General features: G+C 45.4%; 12 protein-coding genes, 1 pseudogene and 1 riboswitch. Of the genes and pseudogenes, 10 read left to right on the top strand and 3 right to left on the bottom strand.

Translation table 11 applies throughout. The features are described from left to right. Positions 1–88: 88 nt before the first annotated feature. Positions 89–277, bottom strand: a complete 189-nt coding sequence (locus tag QUB13_RS25925; RefSeq protein ID WP_333386688.1) for a DUF4058 family protein — start codon at positions 275–277, stop codon at positions 89–91. A 225-nt stretch (positions 278–502) separates the two neighbouring features. Continuing rightward, positions 503–599, top strand: a riboswitch (TPP riboswitch). Positions 600–607: 8 nt separating this feature from the next. On the opposite strand from QUB13_RS25925, the gene thiC reads away from it, so the two are divergent. Next, positions 608–1981, top strand: a complete 1374-nt coding sequence (thiC, locus tag QUB13_RS25920; protein WP_333386686.1) for a phosphomethylpyrimidine synthase ThiC — start codon at positions 608–610, stop codon at positions 1979–1981. A 52-nt stretch (positions 1982–2033) separates the two neighbouring features. Continuing rightward, the gene (locus tag QUB13_RS25915; protein WP_333118578.1) at positions 2034–3023 is read left to right on the top strand and encodes an FkbM family methyltransferase; all 990 of its coding nucleotides are present in this window, start codon (positions 2034–2036) and stop codon (positions 3021–3023) included. Positions 3024–3346: 323 nt separating this feature from the next. Here the strand turns inward: QUB13_RS25915 and QUB13_RS25910 are convergent, their stop codons facing one another. Both QUB13_RS25910 and QUB13_RS25905 read right to left on the bottom strand, forming a co-directional pair. Further along, a complete protein-coding gene (locus QUB13_RS25910; protein ID WP_194011966.1) occupies positions 3347–3499 on the bottom strand; it encodes a DNA cytosine methyltransferase in 153 nt (50 codons plus the stop codon). 554 nt (positions 3500–4053) lie between these two features. After that, complete coding sequence (locus QUB13_RS25905; protein WP_193975465.1) at positions 4054–4248, bottom strand: hypothetical protein; 195 nt, start codon at positions 4246–4248, stop codon at positions 4054–4056. 383 nt (positions 4249–4631) lie between these two features. Between QUB13_RS25905 and QUB13_RS25900 the strand changes: the two genes are divergently transcribed. The 8 genes and pseudogenes from QUB13_RS25900 to QUB13_RS25865 all read left to right on the top strand — a co-directional run bounded on the left by QUB13_RS25900 (position 4632) and on the right by QUB13_RS25865 (position 21303). Beyond that, positions 4632–4985 carry an STAS domain-containing protein gene (locus QUB13_RS25900; RefSeq protein ID WP_333386682.1) on the top strand — a complete coding sequence of 118 codons (354 nt, stop codon included), beginning with the start codon at positions 4632–4634 and terminating at the stop codon, positions 4983–4985. A gap of 141 nt (positions 4986–5126) precedes the next feature. After that, positions 5127–8066 (top strand): TIGR03960 family B12-binding radical SAM protein, encoded by a 2940-nt coding sequence (locus QUB13_RS25895; RefSeq protein ID WP_333386679.1) that lies wholly within the window; start codon positions 5127–5129, stop codon positions 8064–8066. Positions 8067–9192: 1126 nt separating this feature from the next. Beyond that, positions 9193–11598 carry an Rne/Rng family ribonuclease gene (locus QUB13_RS25890; RefSeq protein WP_333386676.1) on the top strand — a complete coding sequence of 802 codons (2406 nt, stop codon included), beginning with the start codon at positions 9193–9195 and terminating at the stop codon, positions 11596–11598. Further along, positions 11591–12349 carry a ribonuclease HII gene (locus QUB13_RS25885; protein WP_333386673.1) on the top strand — a complete coding sequence of 253 codons (759 nt, stop codon included), beginning with the start codon at positions 11591–11593 and terminating at the stop codon, positions 12347–12349. The genes QUB13_RS25890 and QUB13_RS25885 overlap by 8 nt, the downstream gene beginning before the upstream one ends. Before the next feature lie 163 nt (positions 12350–12512). After that, a pseudogene (locus tag QUB13_RS25880) lies at positions 12513–13331 on the top strand (serine/threonine protein kinase); the annotation flags it as partial. Then, a complete protein-coding gene (locus tag QUB13_RS25875) occupies positions 13305–18563 on the top strand; it encodes an AAA family ATPase (protein ID WP_333386729.1) in 5259 nt (1752 codons plus the stop codon). The pseudogene QUB13_RS25880 and the gene QUB13_RS25875, both read left to right, overlap by 27 nt. Before the next feature lie 575 nt (positions 18564–19138). Further along, positions 19139–19534: a response regulator gene (locus QUB13_RS25870; RefSeq protein ID WP_333386671.1), complete on the top strand. Its 396-nt coding sequence runs from the start codon at positions 19139–19141 to the stop codon at positions 19532–19534. Continuing rightward, entirely contained in the window at positions 19531–21303 is a 1773-nt protein-coding gene (locus QUB13_RS25865; RefSeq protein ID WP_333386666.1) for an adenylate/guanylate cyclase domain-containing protein, read from the top strand. The genes QUB13_RS25870 and QUB13_RS25865 overlap by 4 nt, the downstream gene beginning before the upstream one ends. Positions 21304–21534 lie beyond the last annotated feature (231 nt).

Raw genomic sequence — 21534 nt, 5'->3', positions numbered from 1 at the left:
TGCATCAGCTACTACCCATTTATTTGGCATAATCCGGTTATACATCTTGTCTGTCCCATAAGAACTAAACCAAACGTTAACTTGCAACTTAGACGCGCAACGATCGCACCCACTGAAAATCACTCTCGCTCAACGGCGGAACAGGCTGCACTGAATAAGCGATCGCCAAATCTAAAGCTGCCTCCCGATCAACTTCACCCAAAATCTCCGATAAATTCACAACAGGTTCTTCATCTCCTGACATATCTTTAACTTTATCGTCTTGAAAAAGCTTCAAAAGAAAAACAACGCACCGATCGCCTAGCAGCCAAATTGCGCGAAATGGGGATTAATCCTGATGAGGTGTGATAGTTTTTAGATTGTTAAATGAGGTACAATCGCACTTTTTAAACAGCAGAAATATCAGAAGCCCCAAAAGGGCGATCGCGAACCTCATCTATCTCTCAATATTAAGATTTCCTTAGTTGCTGCCGTCGCGCACAGAAATCGGTGATACAATCAACAGCTTAGCTAGGGGTGCCCGAAAGTCCGGGCTGAGAAAACACCCTTAGAACCTGAGTCTGGGTAATACCAGCGGAGGGAAGCTGTTTATCAAGGAAATAAGAATATGCGTACCGAATGGATCGCGAAGCGTCAGGGACACAGCAATGTATCTCAAATGCACTACGCCCGTCAAGGTGTGATCACTGAGGAAATGGATTATGTTGCTAAGCGAGAAAATCTCCCAGCAGAACTGATCCGCGCCGAAGTAGCGCGGGGACGGATGATTATTCCGGCTAATATCAATCACACGAATTTGGAGCCAATGGCGATCGGCATTGCCTCTAAGTGCAAAGTCAATGCTAATATCGGCGCATCTCCCAACTCTTCCAACATGGAAGAAGAAGTTGACAAGCTTAAACTAGCAGTGAAATACGGTGCTGATACCGTGATGGACTTGTCCACCGGCGGCGGGAATTTGGATGAAATTCGCACTACAATCATCAAAGCTTCACCGGTGCCGATCGGCACAGTACCGATTTATCAAGCTTTAGAAAGCGTTCACGGTAATATGGAAAGTCTGACACCGAATGACTTTCTGCATATCATTGACAAACACGCTCAACAAGGTGTTGATTACCAAACTATTCACGCCGGAATTCTGATCGAACATTTGCCGTTGGTGAAAAATCGATTGACTGGAATTGTGTCTCGCGGCGGCGGTATTTTGGCCCGGTGGATGCTGCACCACCACAAACAAAATCCTCTCTACACTCACTTTAACGATATCATCGAAATCTTCAAAAAATACGATGTTTCGTTTAGTTTGGGAGATTCTTTGCGCCCCGGTTGCACTCACGATGCGTCGGATGAAGCTCAATTAGCCGAACTCAAAACTTTGGGACAATTAACTCGCAAAGCTTGGGAACATGACGTGCAGGTAATGGTGGAAGGCCCCGGCCACGTTCCTATGGATCAAATTGAGTTTAATGTCAAGAAACAAATGGAGGAATGCTCGGAAGCACCTTTCTATGTTTTGGGGCCGTTGGTGACTGATATTGCACCAGGTTACGACCACATTACTTCGGCAATTGGGGCGGCGATGGCTGGTTGGTACGGTACTGCTATGCTGTGCTACGTGACACCGAAGGAACATTTGGGATTGCCGAATGCTGAGGATGTCAGAAACGGGCTGATTGCTTACAAAATTGCGGCTCACGCTGCAGATATTGCACGGGGCCGTCCGGGTGCGCGCGATCGCGACGATGAACTCTCGAAAGCGCGTTACAATTTCGATTGGAACCGTCAATTTGAGCTGTCATTAGATCCAGAACGAGCAAAGGAATATCACGACGAAACTTTGCCGGCAGATATCTACAAAACTGCAGAGTTCTGTTCGATGTGCGGGCCTAAATTCTGTCCGATGCAGACGAAAGTTGATGCCGATGCTTTGACTGAGTTGGAGAAGTTTCTTGCTAAGGAACCTGTAGCGCTAAGCTAATTGGATTAATTCGTAGGGTGGGCAATGCCCACCTTACTTAATCGTAAAGCTGTTGCAAATTTATATTTTTGCTAACTTATTACTTTTAGGTTCATCGTCAGTTATGTTTAATGAAAACCAACCAAAAATTGCTGGTAATTTTCCGATTATTGCTTCGTTAGCCGAATATTTTGAGCGAAATTTAGTTGTTATAGATGTTGGCTGTAGATGGGGATTTGCTGATGTTTGGTCTCTTTTTGGTTCTCATGTCACCTTAATAGGATTTGATCCAGATCCTGCCGAATGTGAGCGATTGAAGAGTACCTATCAAGGCTCTTCTGATGTGAATTTTGTTGCTAAGGCATTGGGAGAATCCGAGGGGAAACTGCCACTTTTTCTCACCGCTGAACCAGCTTGTAGTTCTTTATACAAACCTGACTCATCACTTACAAGCTCTATGCCTCATCTAGCTTGTGCAAAATTGGTTGGCGAAACAGAGGTTGATTTAACGACATTGGATACCTGGGCTTCGTCTACTGGTGTCAATGAAGTGGACTTCCTTAAACTTGATACTCAAGGATCGGAATTGGGAGTTTTAGAGGGGGCTGAAAATTGCTTACAGTCCATACGCGCTTTACAAATTGAAGTAGAATTTAACCCTATTTATTTGGGTCAGCCTCTTTTCAGTGATATCGACTCTTTTCTGCGTAAGCGAGGCTTCGTTCTGTGGCGACTAACAAATCTTTGTCACTATAGCAGTTTACCAGAAGCCTCAGCATTCAAACATAAAGACGTACAAATTTTCGACGGGCGCATCGTTCCCATTTCAGCACAGGGAGGGCAACTTTTTTGGGGAGAGGCTTACTATGTCCGAAAAGAAATAGCTTATTCAGAAGAAACCAGTGATTGGCAAGCTTGCCTCCGCGATGGCGCTATAATTAGCACTTTGGGATTTCGTGACCTTGCCGGAGCTAGACTGCAACAAGCACTACACCATGCACCCTCAAATATTGTTCCTGCAATCAACCGAGTATTAACAAAATATTACTCACCATTGGTATAATGTGTAGTTAGTATGGTGGGCAAGGCCCGCCTTACTTAAGGTTATATTAAAAGGAGTTTCCGAAAATGAGAATTGCGATGTTCCGTTGCAGGTACTTTTTTGTTACCAAGGAATCCAGAATTTTAGCGAGATTGGGATGAGCAAAAAAAGTAACTATTTGCTCTTTAGTTAATAGCTTGCCATCTGGGTCATGACCAAATTTTTTATTTCGCCTTTTCCATATAAAACTCTTCATCAACTCAATTCTGTCTAAACTGCACTCGCCTCGCAAACCCAGTTCCCAATAATGAATCTAATTGCCACCGCAATAGTCAATTAGTCGCCTACCTGTACTGGTAAACTAACTGAACGTCGGGATTGATTTCGCTGCTTAAGAGGCATTCCGTTTCCAGATTCAAGGAACGAGCGGCGGATTCAAACGCTAATCTCATGCCGCCTATTCCTGAGAATAAGTCAATAAAACGGACTTTTTTCATGGCCATTAAGCCGGCTGTAAAAACTCAGCTTTGACTGAGTTGGAGAAGTTTCTTGCTAAGGAACCTGTAGCGCTAAGCTAATTTCGATCTGGTGGGCGGATTGTTTCGCCCGCCCTTGGCCATTCAAAAGCAGCGAGGTAAGGGAGGTAGAGCCTCCGAATCTGCATTACCAGGCTCTTCCTGCTAACGAGGAGGGAGGAGACAATTTAAAGATTGATAAGCTGAGCTTGGTCTGGTAGCGACGGATTATCATAAGTAATAGTATAAATTTATACTTATAAAGCTTTTTTTCAAGTATAACCAAAAAAGCTCAAATCAAAGATGGGCTTTGTGAAAGTAGAGAAATCCGAAGTATTTCCGCACATAAAAGACGGGTTAGACGGACTTATGATGTGCTATTTAAGTCTTCGAGAACGATCGCCGCAATCATCCCCCCAACCATCGATAGCTCGGAAAAACACCGTGCTGCAGTCAAGGATTTTGGCACTCTTATATTGTGCGCCACGCCAGGATTTTGTTTCGCTGTTTGATTTTTCCGTGTCGCCCGGTTCCCACTATCGACTAGATACCAATTGCACCCGGCCGGCATCCATTTCATCCATTAATAACTCTAAAGCCTCATAATCAATATCCGAGATGTACCCCAAACGGGTGAGCTCGTAGTTGATTTCGTTTTCAATGTCAGGCGTCAACTGCTTAATGTAGAGGGCTTTTTCTACCAGATGACGAATAGCATAAGTTGCTTGCATATTAGCTCTGAGAACTCCATACACTATAATCTTACTATTAACAGTCGATCGCGCGCGCGATCCAAATCACCACTAATAAGTGATTTAAATTACATTTATTGGTTTAACTTAACAGCTAGTACAAAGTCGATCGCCATTTTTAGAGTTGCCAAGACTTGCGATTGCTAGCATCAATAAAAAACAGTATAGCAGCTTACGTTTCCTCTCCCAATCCTGGGTAATTTTGCATAAATAAGAGTAAATAAATAAAAATTAAGTAAAATTAGTGAAAACAGCTTGTCGGTTTCCCTCAGAGCAAGTTAGGCTCAAGGTATAAAATAGATTTAGACTGACAACCAGATAACACCATAGTAGACAATACACAGAAACCATAGGTTGAAAATATGCAAACACTTCTTGCTCCGAAACCAATTACAGTGATTCAACCCTTATACCACCTGAATGCAGCTACCTCCGTAGAATTCGGACAGCAACTAACAACAGCAATTGAGACTGAGGGAATTGTGGCGGTACTCGTAGATTTGGGCGCAGTAACATTTATTGATAGTGCTGGTTTGATAGCATTGGTTTCCGGCTTAAAGCAGGCAAAAAAAATGGGGCGCAGGTTTAGTATTTGCTCAGTTTGCACCCAGATTAGGATGGTTCTGGAACTCAGTCAACTCGATCGAGTTTTTGAGATATTTGAAAGCGTCGAAAGTTTTGAAGCGGCCAACTCCCGCGCCCCCAAGCACTGGTAGAATCCGGCTAGAGGTCAAAAGCAGCAACAAAACACAACAAATTGAGTGAAATGCCCGAAAATATAGCAAACTGTCGCTGGCGTGTTGAGCGATTTTAAGGTAGGCTGCTTAGGAGTCGCAAATATCAGAGCGAGTCGAGCCGTGCCAGTAAAAATCGAAGAATTACTTACAGCAGAAATCAATCAGCCTGCTCGTTATCTGGGTAACGAGTTGGGGGCGGCGCGCCAGCCTTGGGATGCAGCTCGCGTGCGTTGGGTGCTAACTTATCCAGAAGTGTATGAAGTTGGTGCTTCCAATCTGGGACACATCATCCTTTATAATATTTTGAACGCTTTGCCGAGGCAGTTGTGCGATCGAGCTTATTTGCCCGCACCAGACTTGGCAGCAAAACTGCGATCCACCAAAACTCCCCTGTTTGCAGTAGAATCAAGGATCTCGCTCACAGAATTTGATATTCTAGGCTTCAGCCTCAGCTACGAACTCGGAGCCACAAACATTCTGGAAATGCTGGAACTTGCCGGCATTCCCCTAACTTGGAAAGAAAGAGCGACAAATCCTCAAAATGGTGGCGATTGGCCGCTGATTTTTGCTGGCGGACAAACCGCAACATCCAATCCCGAACCCTACGCTGACTTTTTTGACTTCATCGCCTTGGGAGATGGAGAAGAATTGCTCCCAGAAATCAGCTTGGTTTTGGCAGAAGGTAAAGCTAAAAATTTGAGTCGAGAAGCTCTGTTGCTGGATTTAGCGCAAATTCCCGGCGTTTATGTCCCGCAATTCTACGATATGGCGGCAGACGGTTCGGTTCATCCCAACCGCCCGCAAGTTCCCGCTCGAATTCTGCGCCGAGTCGCGACTCCGATACCAGCTTATTCGATCGGGCTAGTTCCCTACGTGCAGACAGTACACGACAGACTGACAGTAGAAATCCGCCGGGGATGCACCCGCGGCTGTCGCTTCTGTCAGCCGGGAATGCTGACTCGCCCCGCGCGCGATGTGGAACCGCAGCAAGTCGTAGAGGCGATCGAACAAGGGATGAAAGCCACCGGGCACAGCGAATTTTCCCTGCTTTCCCTCAGTTGTTCCGACTATCTGGCACTCCCAGCAGTCGGGATGGAAATCAAAAACCGCCTCAAAGATCAAAATATTTCTCTGTCTCTACCCAGCCAGCGGGTTGACAGATTTGACGATAACATTGCCGACATTCTCGGCGGCACGCGGCAAAGCGGTTTGACTTTTGCCCCGGAAGCTGGCACTCAGCGGATGCGGGATATCATTAACAAAGGCTTGACCAACGAAGAATTGCTCCGGGGCGTGAAAACTGCGGTCGATCGCGGTTGGGATAAAATCAAGCTGTATTTTATGATCGGTTTGCCCGGAGAAACAGATTTTGATGTGCTGGGAATCGCCGAAACAGTCCGCTGGCTGCAAAGGGAATGCAGGCTGAATGGCCGGCGACCACTGAATTTTAATTTGACAATTTCTAATTTTACGCCTAAGCCTCACACTCCTTTTCAGTGGCACTCGGTTTCCACTGCTGAGTTTTCTCGCAAGCAAAAACTCCTGAAGGGAGAATTTAAAGCGATGAGAAATCTTAAGGTGAATTATACAGATGTGCGGATTTCGGCAATGGAGGATTTTGTCGGACGGGGCGATCGGCGTTTGGGCCCTGTAGTCCGCCGCGCTTGGGAACTTGGCGCGGGTATGGATGCTTGGTGGGAAAGTTTGGATCAAGCTTACCAAGCTTGGACTCAGGCGATAGATGAATCTGACCTTACTTGGAAATACCGCCAAGTTGAAAGCGGCGAATGGAATCTTTTTCAGAAGGAAGAAGGAAGTTCGGCAACGAGCAATGTACGGGATGTAACGGATGTAACGGATGTAACGGATGTAAGTCCGTCGGAAGAAAGAAGAAGGAAGAAGGAAGAAGGAAGAGAAATCAAGGAAGATTTTCCCAATTCTCCCCCTCTCCCCCTCTCCCCCTCCCCCACTCTCCCACTCTCCCACTCCCCCACTCTCCCACTCCCCCACTCCCCCACTCTCCCAATCCCCCCCTCTCCCAATCCCCCCCTCTCCCAATCCCCCACTCTCCCACTCTCCCTCGATCAACCACTGCCTTGGGATCACTTAGACACGGGGATCGACAAAAACTGGCTGAAAATTGACTTGCAAAAGGCTTTGGAAGCGGCGACGGTTCCTGACTGTTCCTTTGAAGGGTGTTCGCGCTGCGGGGTTTGCGGGACGGATTTCGGACACAACGTGGTGGTGGATGCGCTGCCAATTCCTGAGTTTGCGGGTGAGTTTGTGCCGAACACGCAGCGGCAACAGCGGGTTCGGGTTTGGTTCGGGAAGGTGGGCGATATGGCTTTGGTTGGTCATCTGGATTTGCTGCGATTGTTCGATCGAGTTGTCCGCAGGGCCAATTTGCCGATTTCGTTCACCGGCGGCTTTCACCCGAATCCTCGGATTTCGGTGGCAAACGCTCTGCCTCTGGGTGTCACTAGCACAGGGGAAATTGCTGATTTTGAGCTTACTCGGCCGATCGATATTGAGGTGTTTCGGGAAAAATTGGTGGCGACTCTGCCAGAAAATATCCCGATTTACAAGGTGGAACAGATCGATCTCAAGGCTCCTTCTGCCAACCAGTTGTTAGAAGCCGCTGAGTATATCGTTACTGTGGCAGCAACAGGCCCGCTGGCAGAAAATGGCGATTTTGAAGGTGAAAATTCTGCTGCTGTCTCTGTCGCTGTTAGCGCTAACTGGGAAGCTTGGGTAGGGGCGATCGCCCAAACAGAGGCTTTTTGGCGGGTGCACACTACTAAGTCGGGAAAGACTAAGGATGTCAATTTGCGCGATCGGCTGCACAAACTAGAACTTGTAGAGCAGCTACCAGCTACCAGCGCCTCTGGCTGTGGCGGTACATCCGAAGGTAGAGCAGTCTTGCGCTATACCGGCAGTTGTCGCAGCGATGGCAACTTGCTCAAGCCCGAACATCTTGTGTTCATGCTCGAACAAGTCAGCGGGCAGGAAATTCAGCTTCTGCAAGTTCAGCGCAGTCAGCTAATCCTAGGTTATTGTTAAGATAGGGAAGCCCTGGTGAAATATTTCACTAGGGCTATCGATCGGGATGTGTCGCTTAAGCTATAATTGTTTGTTATGGAAGCCGCAGCGGCTCGAGCGCTTTAGTCGCTCGTCGCTAAGAGTCAACCAGCAACGCGGGCTGGGTGAAACTGCTTCTGTTCAAGACTTTAAGCCTTTTTGTACGTTGACCGGCTAAATCTAGTGCCAAACCCGCAGGAGCCGGGCCTGAACCAAATTTAGCGATTAATTTCGATCGATCGACTCATTGTCGATCGTCGGCTTACTCACAAATCTCACGGTTCAAGCCGCTCTGCTGGTATTCAACAATAGATATTTTTGACCTCGATCGGAAAACAGAGACAAGCTCTCGACAATCTTCGTAAAGAAGCAAAAATTTGAGATTTTAGATTCTAGCTCCTGCTCCCTGATTCATCTGTGGAGTAAATCTAAAACTTGTACGGCGAAGTCGAAGTATCTCAAACTTCTACAGCGAAGTCGAAGTATCTAAAATCGAATCAAGAGGTTTTAGGGTTGGCACAGGCAAAAGTCGCAGTCGAAGAATGTCAAGCTGGGGTAAGTTGACCGCTATCCCGCAAGAATTCAACAAAAGTCTACGCGCTTTCAATCCTACTTAACTTTTGCTCAAAACCAGCCCTCAACCACGCAAGCGGAGTTATCAGTTCGTAGTGTTAAGTTGTGTGTTAAGAAATTGGTACGGAGTCACTGAATTTATTCACGCTCGTTCAAAGGAAGAGTTGGAAGTGTTGAAGATTGAGTGAGAGAGTTTGCAATTCACAAATCAAAATTCAATATTTATAACTCGGTAAAAACGTCCTTATTTCTATCTTCCAGCTCAGTCTGCGAAGCATAACTCATAACTCGCGATCGGGTGGATTCAAACACTGTATCTGTAACAGTTAACAGTCAGTAGGGGCGGTGCCCCCGTGCCCGCCCTCTTAACTTAACAGTTAACAGTCAACAGTCAACAGTTAACAGTCATTCCACCCTGAACCAACTCACAGCTAATAACTCTTCCTGCTACTACTAATAATTACAGTCAAAGTAAGAGGCACTATGAGCGTGCGTAAGTGTCTCTAATTTGCTGCCATTTTTTTGAGGAAATTGAATGACAAAGCAGATAGTTATAGCAGAGCAGCATCGCATTGCTGCCGTTTTTTCCGAAGATCAAATTCAAGAACTCGTGGTAGCCACAGGCAGCCACCAAGTCAGCGATATTTACTTGGGAATTGTCGAAAATGTACTCCCTGGGATAGATGCGGCCTTTGTCAATATTGGCGACCCAGAACGCAACGGGTTCATGCACGTCACAGACCTCGGCCCGCTGCGGCTCAAACGATCGGCAGGAGCAATTACAGAACTCCTCACCCCCCAGCAAAAAGTGCTGGTACAGGTGATGAAAGAACCGACGGGCAGCAAAGGCCCCCGGCTGACAGGCAATATCACCCTGCCCGGCCGCTATTTGGTACTGATGCCCTACGGCCGGGGAGTCAATCTGTCCCGCCGGATCAAGTCGGAAGCCGAGCGCAACCGCCTCAGAGCCCTAGCTATTTTGGTGAAACCGGCCGGGATGGGGCTGCTGGTACGCACGGAAGCCGAAGGCATGACCGAAGAAGCCATCATGGAAGATTTGGAAGTGCTGCAAAAACAGTGGGAATCCGTTCAACTCGAAGGCGGTACTTCCCGAGCGCCAGCACTGCTAAACCGCGACGACGATTTTATCCAGCGGGTACTCCGGGATATGTTCAGCGGTGACGTGAATCGGATTGTGGTGGACTCGCAAAATGGCATTAAGCGTGTCAAACAGCAGTTGATGAGCTGGAACGGCGGTAAACTTCCTGCAGGAGTTTTGATCGACCACCACCGAGAGCGCGCCTCGATTTTAGAATTTTTCCGCGTCAACGCTGCGATTCGAGAAGCCCTCAGACCGAGGGTAGATTTGCCTTCGGGCGGTTACGCGATCATCGAGCCGACTGAAGCCCTGACGGTGATTGATGTCAACTCAGGCTCGTTTACTCGATCGGCCACAGCTCGCGAAACTGTACTCTGGACAAATTGCGAAGCAGCAACCGAAATTGCCAGACAACTGCGGCTGCGGAATATTGCCGGGGTAATTATTGTTGACTTTATCGACATGGAATCCCGCCGCGATCAATTGCAAGTGCTGGAACATTTCAATAAAGCTCTCAAAGCAGACAAATCTAGGCCGCAAATCGCTCAACTGTCGGAATTGGGACTGGTAGAACTCACTCGCAAGCGCCAAGGTCAAAATATTTACGAGTTATTCGGCCACAGTTGCCCGACTTGCAGCGGGTTAGGGCATTTGGTACACCTCCCCGGCGAAGACGATATCGCCGGTGCCGTGCGGGAATCGCCCGATCGCACTGTGGGTTCCTCCAACCGCCTTTTGTTGAATTTGCCAGAAGGATTGGAACGCCGCAGCCTGACACCTACGGCGGCTGCAACTCCTGCACCAGTACGAGAAGAACGTTCCGTCGAACCAGCTCGGGCTGCTTGGGAACCGTCTAGCGAAAGTTTGGATTTTGAAACCGGCAGCAACGCCTCGTCTTTGGACTTGCTCAACCATCCCAGCTATCAGGATTTGGGGAACGGAACCAGACGCCGCCGCCGTCGCCGAATTGGCGAAGAGCCTTTTGCTGTAGCCGAGGAGGAACCAGTACGCAACAAGTTGCGACTGCCGAATACCAACAGCGCGCCCGTCGTGGAGACGCGCTCTGAGTATCTCGCACCCCCCGGCATCCGCGCCGCTTCCGAGGGCTTCGGGTTGGTGAATATGGCTGCTGTTGGCAGGCGCGAGGATTTCGATCGCGTGCGTCCAACTAAGTCTGAGTTGATGAAGCCGATGGTGGAGCCTCCTGAAATGATTTCGGTGGAAATGACAGCCGAGGAGCAGGATGTTTATGCTCTGATGGGAGTTTCTCCTTTGGTGATGACGGATCGGGGTGTAAAAAATCCTAAGAATGCGATCGTTTCGGTGACACTCCCCGGAGAACCCCCGAACAAGTCGTCTTTCGAGCAGCTCGAATTTGAATTTGAACCGCCCGCGCCAGCACAGAAGGCTGAGGAAGCCGATTATTATGCAGAAATATCGGCAGTTGAGCCTGTATTTTCTCTGGGTGATGAGGATGATGAGGACGATCTCGATCTTGATGATGAGGTTGAAATTTACGGTGCAAGTTCGATCGACCTCATGGATGATTTTGCTGGCGACGAGGAGGAAACCAGCGATGGGATGGACGAATCGAATGAATGGGGAGCATTGGAGCCGCCGATCGAATTCGAGGAGTCGATCGAATTCCATGAGTCAAGCGAGTTGAATCAGCCTTTGACATCCAATGACTCAAACGAGTTGAATGAGTCGAATGAGTCGATTGAATCAAGCGAATCAAGCGAATCAAGCGAATCAAGCGAATCAAGCGAATCAAGCGAACCCGAAGAGCCAGCGATCAACCGCCGCCGCCGCCGTCGCTCGTCTGCTGTTGTAGATGACTGATCTCCAGTCAGAGGGAGGAGGAAAGAAGGAAGAAGGAAGAACAAAGAACAAAAAAGTAGAAATTTTTACTCTCTTCCCATCTTTCCATCTTTCCCCCTCCCCCAATCTCCCCCTCTCTAGCCTGAGCGAAGCCGAAGGCCAATCCCCCTCTCGGACTCAGATAATAGCTGGTGTGGACGAAGTAGGAAGGGGAGCTTTGTTCGGGCCAGTGGTGGCGGCCGCCTGCATTCTGCCCGACGAAGTTATCGATGAATTAGCAAGTTGCGGGGTGCGCGACAGCAAGCAGTTGAGTGCCACAGCCCGGAGTCGGTTAGCACTAAAAATCCGGGCTGTGGCTGTTGACTGTCAAATTGGTGTGGCTTCGGTGCGGGAAATCGATCGCCTCAATATTTTGCAAGCTTCTTTGTTGGCGATGAAGCGGGCGATTTTGAAGTTGAATGTTACTCCAGATTTGTGTTTGGTTGACGGGAATCAAAGAATCCCCAATTTGGCGATCGCACAAGAGACGATGATTAAAGGTGATGCGCGATCGATTCAGATAGCCGCTGCTAGTATTGTCGCTAAAGTTTGGCGCGATGAATTAATCGTGCGCTTGGCTGTTAAGTATCCCGAATATGACTTGACAAATAACAAAGGATATGGAACAGCCAAACATAAATTGGCTTTGGAACGCAGCGGTGCATCTGTCTTTCACCGATTATCATTTAGCCCTTGTCAAAAATTTAACAATAACAACGAAAAACCTCTCTAACTCCAGCGCGATTATATAAAATTTGAAAAATCAATAATTTCCAATTAATAGTCCTGGGCGCATAAACTCTATTCTAGAGGGTGCGCGATGGGCACCTTATCACTTCAGCCTCCGGTAGCATCTATAAAATCTTAATTTAACATTCTTCAACAGGATAGATCGTATGTTAACGTTAACAGTTCCCGGCTATCGCCTGATTGAGCAAATCTATAAGGGCTCCAGAACACAGGTTTATCGAGGACTTTCTGAGTCAAACCAAAAAGTAATTATCAAACTGCTATTGAGCGAGTATCCCACTTTTAGCGAACTCGTGCAGTTTCGGAATCAGTACACCATTACCAAAAATCTTGACCTTCCGGGAATTGTCAAACCCATTGCACTCTTAAACTACCGCAATGCTTTTGCTCTGGTAATGCAGGATGTTGGCGGTGTTTCCCTTGCTGAGTATACTGTTAATCCAGAGCAATTAGATAATATCCTATCAAGTAATTCTGAGGTTTCCTCCCCCGATACTTCGCCCCTACCGCTAGATGAATTTCTGCCGATCGCGATTCAGATTGTCCAAACCATAGAAGGATTATATCACAACCGAATTATTCACAAAGATATCAAGCCCCAGAATATTATAATTAACCCGGAAACAAAAGAAGTAAAAATAATTGACTTCAGTATTTCCTCTCTTTTACCCAGAGAAAACCAGCAAATCTAAAATCCAAACGTCTTAGAAGGAACCCTAGCTTATATGTCTCCCGAACAGACGGGACGAATGAATCGATGTATCGACTACCGCACTGATTTTTACTCGCTGGGAGTTACATTTTACGAGCTACTAACAGGGCAATTACCCTTTTACTCAACTGACCCAATGGAGGTAGTTCACTGTCATATTGCCAAGATGCCAAATCCTCCAATCGAGCTAGTTCCAGCTATTGGAGTAATGACTAATAAAATCATCATGAAATTGATGGCAAAAACTCCAGAGTCACGCTATCAAAGTGCTGGTGGACTGCGCTACGACTTGGAAAAATGTTGGCGGCAATGGCAAGACAACGGGAAAATTAGCGAATTTGATTTGGGAAATAGGGATATTTGCGATCGCTTCACCATTCCCGAAAAACTTTACGGTAGAGAAAACGAAGTTAAGACGCTATTAGAGGCATTCGATCGCATCAGCGAAGGTACTTCCGAAATCATGCTGGTGGCGGGCTTTTCCGGGATTGGCAAAACCGCCGTGGTTAACGAAGTTCACAAACCCATTGTCCGCCAACGGGGTTACTTCATCAAAGGAAAATTTGACCAATTTAAGCGTGATATTCCCTTCTCGTCGTGGGTGCAGGCATTCCAGAATCTGATGCAGCAATTACTCACCGAAAGTGCTACTGAGGTGCATAAATGGCAAGTCAAAATTTTAGAGGCTTTGGGCGAAAATAGTCAAGTCATTATTGATGTTATCCCAGAATTAGAACGACTAATTGGCAAGCAGCCAAAAGTGCCAGAACTAGAAGGAACTGCCGCTCAAAATCGCTTCAATCTATTATTTCAAAAATTCATCCGACTGTTTACAACAAAAGAACATCCTTTAGTGATTTTCGTGGATGATTTGCAGTGGGCTGACTCCGCTTCATTGAAGCTAATGCAATTGTTGATGAGTGAAATAGATACCCGCTATCTGTTGTTAATGGGAGCGTATCGCGATAACGAAGTGTTTCCCGCCCATCCACTGATGCTGACATTGGATGAGATTCGCAAAGACTCGGCAACACTCAACCAAATTACGTTAGCACCCTTAGACCAACCTTCCCTGAATCGCCTGATTGCTGATACCCTGATTTGTCCACTAGAAAGGGCAATTCCTCTGACAGAACTGGTTTTCACCAAAACTAAAGGCAATCCTTTCTTTGCTACTCAATTTCTCAAATCTCTGTACGCAGATGGGTTAATATCCTTTAATTTTACCCCTCCACCCCCCCCTTACCAAGGGGGGGGAATGGGGGGGTGGCAATGCAATATTGCTCAAGTTAAGACGCTAGCTTTTACCAATGATGTGGTCGAGTTTATGGCTATTCAGTTGCAAAAGTTGCCGATAAATACCCAGAATGTTCTGAAACTTGCAGCTTGTATTGGCAACGAGTTTGACTTAGCAACTCTAGCAATTGTTCACGAAAAATCTCAGAGTGAGACAGCGGCTGATTTGTGGAAAGCTTTGCAAGAAGGGTTAGTTATACCGATTACTGAAGTTTACAAGTTTTTTCAGGACTCGGAATCTGTTAAAGTTGCACCAGCGTCGGAGTTATCGGTTCCCTACAAGTTTTTACATGACCGAGTGCAGCAAGCAGCATATCTTCTGATTCCCGAATCCCAAAAACAGTCCACCCACCTCGAAATTGGACAACTGCTGTTGAGTAAGGGCGGGCACGGCGGCACCGCCCCTACAGAAGCAGAAAAAGAAGAGAAGATTTTTGATATTGTCAACCAGTTGAATATTGGGATGGAGTTAATTACCCATCAAACAGAACGGGACGAACTCGCTCAGTTAAATTTAAGAGCCGGACATAAAGCTAAAACTTCCACGGCTTACGAGGCTGCTAAAAAGTATTTAAATATTGGTATAGAACTGCTAGATATTAAGTGTTGGCAGAACCATTACAAGCTGACTTTGCAACTATATGAACAAGCCGCCGAGGCGATGTATTTGAACGGTGATTTTGAGCAAATGGAGCAATTAGCAGAAATAGTTATCCAAAATTCAAAGACGCTCTTAGATAAAATTAAAATTTATCAAATTCAAATTCAAGCTTTGAAAGCGCAGAACCAAATCAAACAATCTTTAAATTTTGGGTTAGACATTCTCGAACTCTTGGGGATATATCTACCTAAAGATCCGGAACCGACAGAAATTCCCCGGGCTTTTGCAGAGACGCAATTGGCTTTACAAGGAAAATCTATTCAGGACTTAATTGATTTACCCGACATGAGTGACCCCCAAAAACTGGCAGCAACTCAGATGCTGTTACAACTCTGTCCTGCTGCCTACATGGTGACTCCAGTTTTGTTGCCGCTGATTACTTTTAAACAGATTCAGTTAGCCATTGAATATGGTAATGCACCAACTCATACTCATGCCTATGCAAATTATGCGCTCATTCTGTGCGGAGTTATGGGAGAGTTAGAAACGGGCTATCAATTTGGAGAACTGGCACTAAATTTGCTCGAAAAACTCGATACTAAGCCTTTTAGAGCTATGACGCTCTTTGTAGTAAATTACTTTACAAAGCATTGGAAACATCATATCAAAACAACATTAAAGCCTCTGTTATCTGCTTACTTTAGTGGTTTAGAAACCGGGGATTTAGAACACGCTGGCTATTCCGCACAAAGGTACTGTTACCTTTTGTACTTTAGCGGTTCTGCCGAGCTATCAAGCGTGGAACTAGAGATTGAAACCTACAGTGATGCCTTGGCAAAGATAAATCAGGATAGCATTCTTCAATTACATCAAATTCACCATCAAGCTGTATTAAACTTGCTGGGGAAGACAAAAAATCCTTGCCTTTTAATCGGTTCAGCTTGTGATGAATCTCAAATGTTACCGGTTTACATTGCAAATAATTACAGAATAGCGTGTTACTACTTCTATTTAAATAAGTTAATCCTTTGTTATCTTTTTGATGACTACCAACAAGCAATTGAGTATTCTGCTGGAGCAGAAGAGTATTTAGATGCAGGAGTAGCTTCGATATTAGTACCTATTTTTTATACGTACAATTCTCTTTCTAAGTTGGCTGTGTATCCCGATGTAGAGATTTTTGAACAACAACAAATCCTCAAAACTGTAATGGCCAATCAGGAAAAAATGAAAATATGGGCACATCATGCCCCAATGAATTATCTACATAAGTTCTATCTAGTAGAGGCCGAACGACATCGAGTTTTAGGGGAAAAATTAGAGGCGATCGAAATGTACGATCGCGCCATTTCCATCGCCAAAGAAAACGGTTATCTCAACGAAGAAGCCCTAGCCCACGAACTCGCTGCCAAATTCTATCTCGGCTGGGGAAAAGAGAAAATCGCCCAACTATACCTAACAGAAGCCTATTACGCTTACGCGCGGTGGGGAGCCAAGGCAAAAATTGACGATTTAGAAAAACGCTATCCCCAATTACTTGCTAAGATTCTCAGTCAAAAAATCAGCTTCAACACAAGTGATACAATTTCCCCAATGATGACTGGAACTGTTGTTACAAATAGCAGTTCAGGTGTTTCCGAAATTCTGGATTTGGCAACAGTCATCAAAGCATCTCAATCACTGTCAGGAGAAATCAACCTCGATAAGTTGCTCTCCACTTTGATGCAAGTGATGATGGAGAATGCGGGTGCCGAAAAGGGCTCTATGATTTTGATAGAAGGAGATTCATTTTTCGTCGCTGCTCAATGTGTTAGTGGTAAATATTGCAACCTAAAATCAACTCACGTTCTTGACTCTAACGAAATTCCGATCGCAATTATTAACTATGTCTGGCGCACCCAAGAAACCTGCGTAATAAACGATGCGACTACTGAGGCTACCTTTGCTGCTGACTCTTATATCATCCAGCATCAACCAAAGTCGGTTTTGTGTCTGCCCATTCAACATCAAGGAAAGCCGATCGCAATTCTGTACCTAGAAAACAACCTGACAACGGGTGCCTTTACTCCCGACAGATTAGCCCTCTTAAAAATCTTGTCCTCGCAAGCGGCAATTTCCATAGAAAATGCCCAACTCTATGCCAACTTAGAAGCAAAAGTAGCAGAACGCACCCAAGAACTCCAGCAGTCAGAAGCTCGCTTTCGACAACTTTACGAGCAATCTGCCGATGCTATTCTGCTGTTAGATGAAGGCATATTTACCGACTGCAACCCCGCCACAGTCAAAATGATGCGCTGCACTGATAAAAAACAGTTTCTTTCTCTACATCCCTCCCTGCTTTCTCCCGAAATGCAGCCAGATGGATGTTTGTCATTTGAGAAAGCTAACAACATGATTGCCATAGCATTTGAGCGAGGTAGCTATCGGTTTGAATGGATACACAGGCGTGCAGATGGGGAGGATTTTTGGGTAGAAGTATTGCTGACTGTAATTCCTTTAGATGGTAAGGAAATTCTGCATACAGTGTGGCGAGAAATTGGCGATCGCAAACAGGCAGAATTAGCTCTGCACCAAAAAAATCAGGAACTCAGCGATACTCTCCAACAACTCAAAGCCACCCAAGAAGGATTGATTCAATCAGAAAAAATGGCAGCTTTAGGACAACTTGTAGCCGGAGTTGCCCACGAAGTTAATACACCCCTAGGTGCAATTCGCTCCAGTGCGGGCAATGTTTCTAAGTTCTTGGATCGAACTCTCGAACAATTGCCCGCACTTTTTCAATCTCTCTCCCCAGAAGCCGGACAGAAATTCTTAGAATTACTTCAGTATTCTCTCCAACAATCTACAAACTTATCAACCAAAGAAGAACGCAAATTAAAAAAAGCTTTAAGAAGCCAACTCGAAACATTAGAGATTGAGAGTGCCGATACTGTGGCTAATAGATTAGTCATGATGGGGGTCTACGATCGAGTCGAAACTTTTCTACCGCTGCTACAAAGGCCTGACAGCTTGCATCTTGTAGAAGCTGCATACAAACTATCAGGATTAAAAAGAGGTATTGCTATTATCAACACAGCCACAGATAGAGCATCAAAAGTTGTTTTTGCTTTGAAAACCTATGCCCGCTACGAACAGTCTGGTACCAAGACAAGCGCCAGCATTGCAGAAGGGATAGAAACTATCTTAACTCTCTATCAAAATCAATTAAAACAAGGTATTGAGGTGGTTAGAAACTATGCCGAAATTCCGCCCATAATGTGCTATCCCGACGAACTGAATCAAGTGTGGACAAATCTAATTCACAATGCTTTGCAAGCAATGGATTATCGGGGGACGCTAACTATTGATGTGACAACACAAGACGAGCAGGCTAAGATTAGTGTTAGTGACAGCGGTAAGGGCATACCAGAGGAGATAAAAGAGAAAATATTTGACCCATTTTTTACTACTAAGCCTCCGGGAGAAGGCAGCGGTTTGGGACTGGATATTGTCAAGAAGATTGTTGAAAAACATCAGGGAAAGATTGAAGTGGAATCGATTCCCGGTCAAACTACATTTAATGTTTTTCTGCCAATAACTGGTGTATAGCCTTTCAAGCGAAAGATGAGGTGCCGCTGGGCGTAGGGCATAGGGCATAGGGCAAATCGGGCATAGGGCATAGGCCAAACCGGGCAGGCCTCACGAGGCTTGAGAACCGCTATATAAGGAGGTGAAGTATCTGGCAAATGATATAACGCACTAAGTAGCTGGGGTTTTATTTAGTTCCATCCCATCTGCAATCTACCCCATTGGGAGGATGGCAAAAGTTAAAGCGTTTTGAGATCAATAACTCGGATTCTACCGGGAATCGAGGTAAAATCGCTGTACGGTGCGTTATGCTCGGCTAAGCTGCTACGCATTTAGATTTCTTGGTTTCGGCGACTGGGGAGGGGGAGAGGACTTGGAAATTGGTTGTTTCGTGGCATTTAATTGGGGATCGCACTTAAACCAAGAAACGGGGTTTTTGAACTCTGCCAAGAGGATTGTCAGCAAGTATTTTGGTAAAAAACCAAGGTAACGGTCGCCAGCGCGATCGCGAGCTAGCATCTTAAAATGCGATCGGGCATACTAATACACTTTACTACTTTTCCTACTAATAAAAACTTACGAAGTAGAAAAAATAAATGTCTAAACCAGTTATTTTATGCGTTGACGATGAGAGAATGGTGTTAGATAGTCTCAGGACGCAGCTAGCAGCAGAATTTGGGGATACCTACACCTATGAAGGAGCCGAAGATGCTGAAGAGGCGTTAGAGGTTATCGGCGAACTATATGACGAAGAAACTAGCGTTATTGTGATTATTTCTGATTGGTTGATGCCTGGTATCAAAGGAGATGAGTTACTGATACGCATTCACAAACAATACCCCCATATTATTACAATTATGCTGACTGGTCAAGCTGACGAAGTAGCAGTTGACAGAGCAAAAAAGCAGGCTAATCTCCATCGCTGCTTATCTAAACCTTGGTCGGAAGCCGATTTACTGGAAACTATAAAATCTGGTTTGTTGAAGTTATGAAACAACAGGTAATAATCTGTGTAGATGATGACAACACTGTACTCAAGAGCCTCAAAGTAGAACTCCAAGAAGCTGTCGGCAATGCTTATCTGGTCGAAATTGCCGAGGGTGGGGAGGAAGCATTAGAGTTGCTTGAAGAATTATTGTTAGATGGGTATGAAGTACCGTTAATTATTTCCGATCACATCATGCCTGAGATGAAGGGAGATGAACTATTAAGACAAGTCCACCTACTTTCGCCCCAAACTATCAAAATTATGCTGACAGGGCAAGCAGATATTGAGGCGGTGGGCAATGCCATCAAAAATGCAAATTTATATCGTTATCTAGCCAAACCCTGGCAACAAGAAGACTTGAGTTTGACGGTAAAAGAAGCAGTAAATAGTTATCGGCAAAATCAACTTCTGGCATCACAAAACGCGCAGCTTCAGCAAATGAATCAGGAATTGGCTGATTTAAACCGCGAGCAATCGCTACTGATTGCGACACTCCACGAGAACGAAAATCGTTTGATGCAGTTTTTGGAAGCAATACCTATCGGCGTGGGAGTGCTGAATGCTGATGGCCAAGTTTACTATATCAATAAAAAAGCAAAAGAGATATTTAACAAAGGAGTCGTGTCTGAACTCCCAACCGAAAAACTGTCAGAGGTTTATCAAGTTTATCCAGCAGGAAGTCTTGAACCTTGCCCTGTGGAAAACTTGCCCGTCATTCGGGCATTGAGGGGCGAAACTTCGGTGGCTGACGATTTAGAAGTCCGGCACGGAAATAAGATTATTCCCCTAGAAATTCATGCTTCCCCGATTTACGATCAGCAGAACAAAATTGTATATGCTATCAACACTCTTCTAGATATCACAGAACGCAAAGAAGCTGAGGCTGAGCGCAAAAAGTTCATGGAGGAGCTTTTTGAGGTCAATAGCAGTTTGCAACTTTCACTGGAGGCAGAATTAGATATCGTTGAGGCGACAAGTCGTTTTGTACCCAATCAGTTGTTATCTTTTTTGGGATGTGACAGTATTGTTGATGTTAAATTGGGAGATGCGGTGGAGTTGGAAATGTCGGTGCTATTTTCTGACATTCGCGATTTCACGACTCTTTCGGAACAGATGACACCAGAAGAAAATTTCAAATTTATAAATTCATATTTGAGTTATATGGAACCGCTGATTCTAGAAAATCAGGGGTTTATTGATAAATATATTGGCGATGCAATTATGGCTTTGTTTAGCGAGGGTGCGGATGATGCTGTGAAAGCGGGAATTGCGATGCTACACAGTCTTGCTGAATACAATCGACAGCGCGTTGCTGCGGACGATGTGGCGATTAAGATTGGGGTGGGAATTAATACTGGTTCTTTGATGTTGGGTACTGTTGGCGGAAACAGCCGGATGGACGGTACTGTTATTGGTGATGCGGTTAATTTGGCTTCTAGAATTGAAAGCTTGACGAAGAATTATGGGGTGTCGCTGTTAATTACTCAACAGACTTTCGATCGCTTGACAAATCCTGCTGATTATGCAATTCGGGTAATTGATAAGGTTCAGGTTAAGGGGAAGTCTGAATGGGTGACTGTTTATGAAGTTTTTGAGGCGGATTTGCCGGAAGTTAAGGCGGGAAAGTTGGCTAATTTGCTGTTGTTTGCTGAGGCTTTGTTTTTATACAATATGAATAATTTTAGGGAAGCTGGGGAACTTTTTGCGGATTGTTGGCGACAAAATCCGGGGGATAAGGTGGCTCAAATTTATTGGGATAGGTGTCTTAGTTAGTTGTTAGTTGTTAGTTGTTAGTTGTTAGTTGTTAGTTGTTAGTTGTTAGTAACATACCCCGTTTATGATTCGGCGGTTGAAACCGCGCCTTGTCAAACAAAGTCGGCCTGCGCCGACTGGTTCATAAAGGATATCCAAAACCCGGATTTGGTATCAATAACCAATAACCAATAACCAATAACCAATAACCAATAACCAATAACCAATAACCAATAACCAATAACCAATAAC

It is taken from the genome of Microcoleus sp. B4-D4, from assembly GCF_036705185.1.
Taxonomy (GTDB): Bacteria; Cyanobacteriota; Cyanobacteriia; order Cyanobacteriales; family Microcoleaceae; genus Microcoleus.
The sequence above is the reverse complement of the archived record's forward strand: the minus strand, read 5'-3'. Positions and strand labels throughout refer to the sequence as shown.

Bases quoted from the DNA above. Each gene is read 5' to 3' on its own strand.
- thiC (WP_333386686.1), top strand. From the start codon at position 608: ATGCGTACCGAATGGATCGCGAAGCGTCAGGGACACAGCAATGTATCT.
- QUB13_RS25910 (WP_194011966.1), bottom strand. From the start codon at position 3,499: ATGAAAAAAGTCCGTTTTATTGACTTATTCTCAGGAATAGGCGGCATG.
- QUB13_RS25905 (WP_193975465.1), bottom strand. From the start codon at position 4,248: ATGCAAGCAACTTATGCTATTCGTCATCTGGTAGAAAAAGCCCTCTAC.
- QUB13_RS25900 (WP_333386682.1), top strand. From the start codon at position 4,632: ATGCAAACACTTCTTGCTCCGAAACCAATTACAGTGATTCAACCCTTA.
- QUB13_RS25890 (WP_333386676.1), top strand. From the start codon at position 9,193: ATGACAAAGCAGATAGTTATAGCAGAGCAGCATCGCATTGCTGCCGTT.
- QUB13_RS25885 (WP_333386673.1), top strand. From the start codon at position 11,591: ATGACTGATCTCCAGTCAGAGGGAGGAGGAAAGAAGGAAGAAGGAAGA.
- QUB13_RS25875 (WP_333386729.1), top strand. From the start codon at position 13,305: ATGAAATTGATGGCAAAAACTCCAGAGTCACGCTATCAAAGTGCTGGT.
- QUB13_RS25870 (WP_333386671.1), top strand. From the start codon at position 19,139: ATGTCTAAACCAGTTATTTTATGCGTTGACGATGAGAGAATGGTGTTA.
- QUB13_RS25865 (WP_333386666.1), top strand. From the start codon at position 19,531: ATGAAACAACAGGTAATAATCTGTGTAGATGATGACAACACTGTACTC.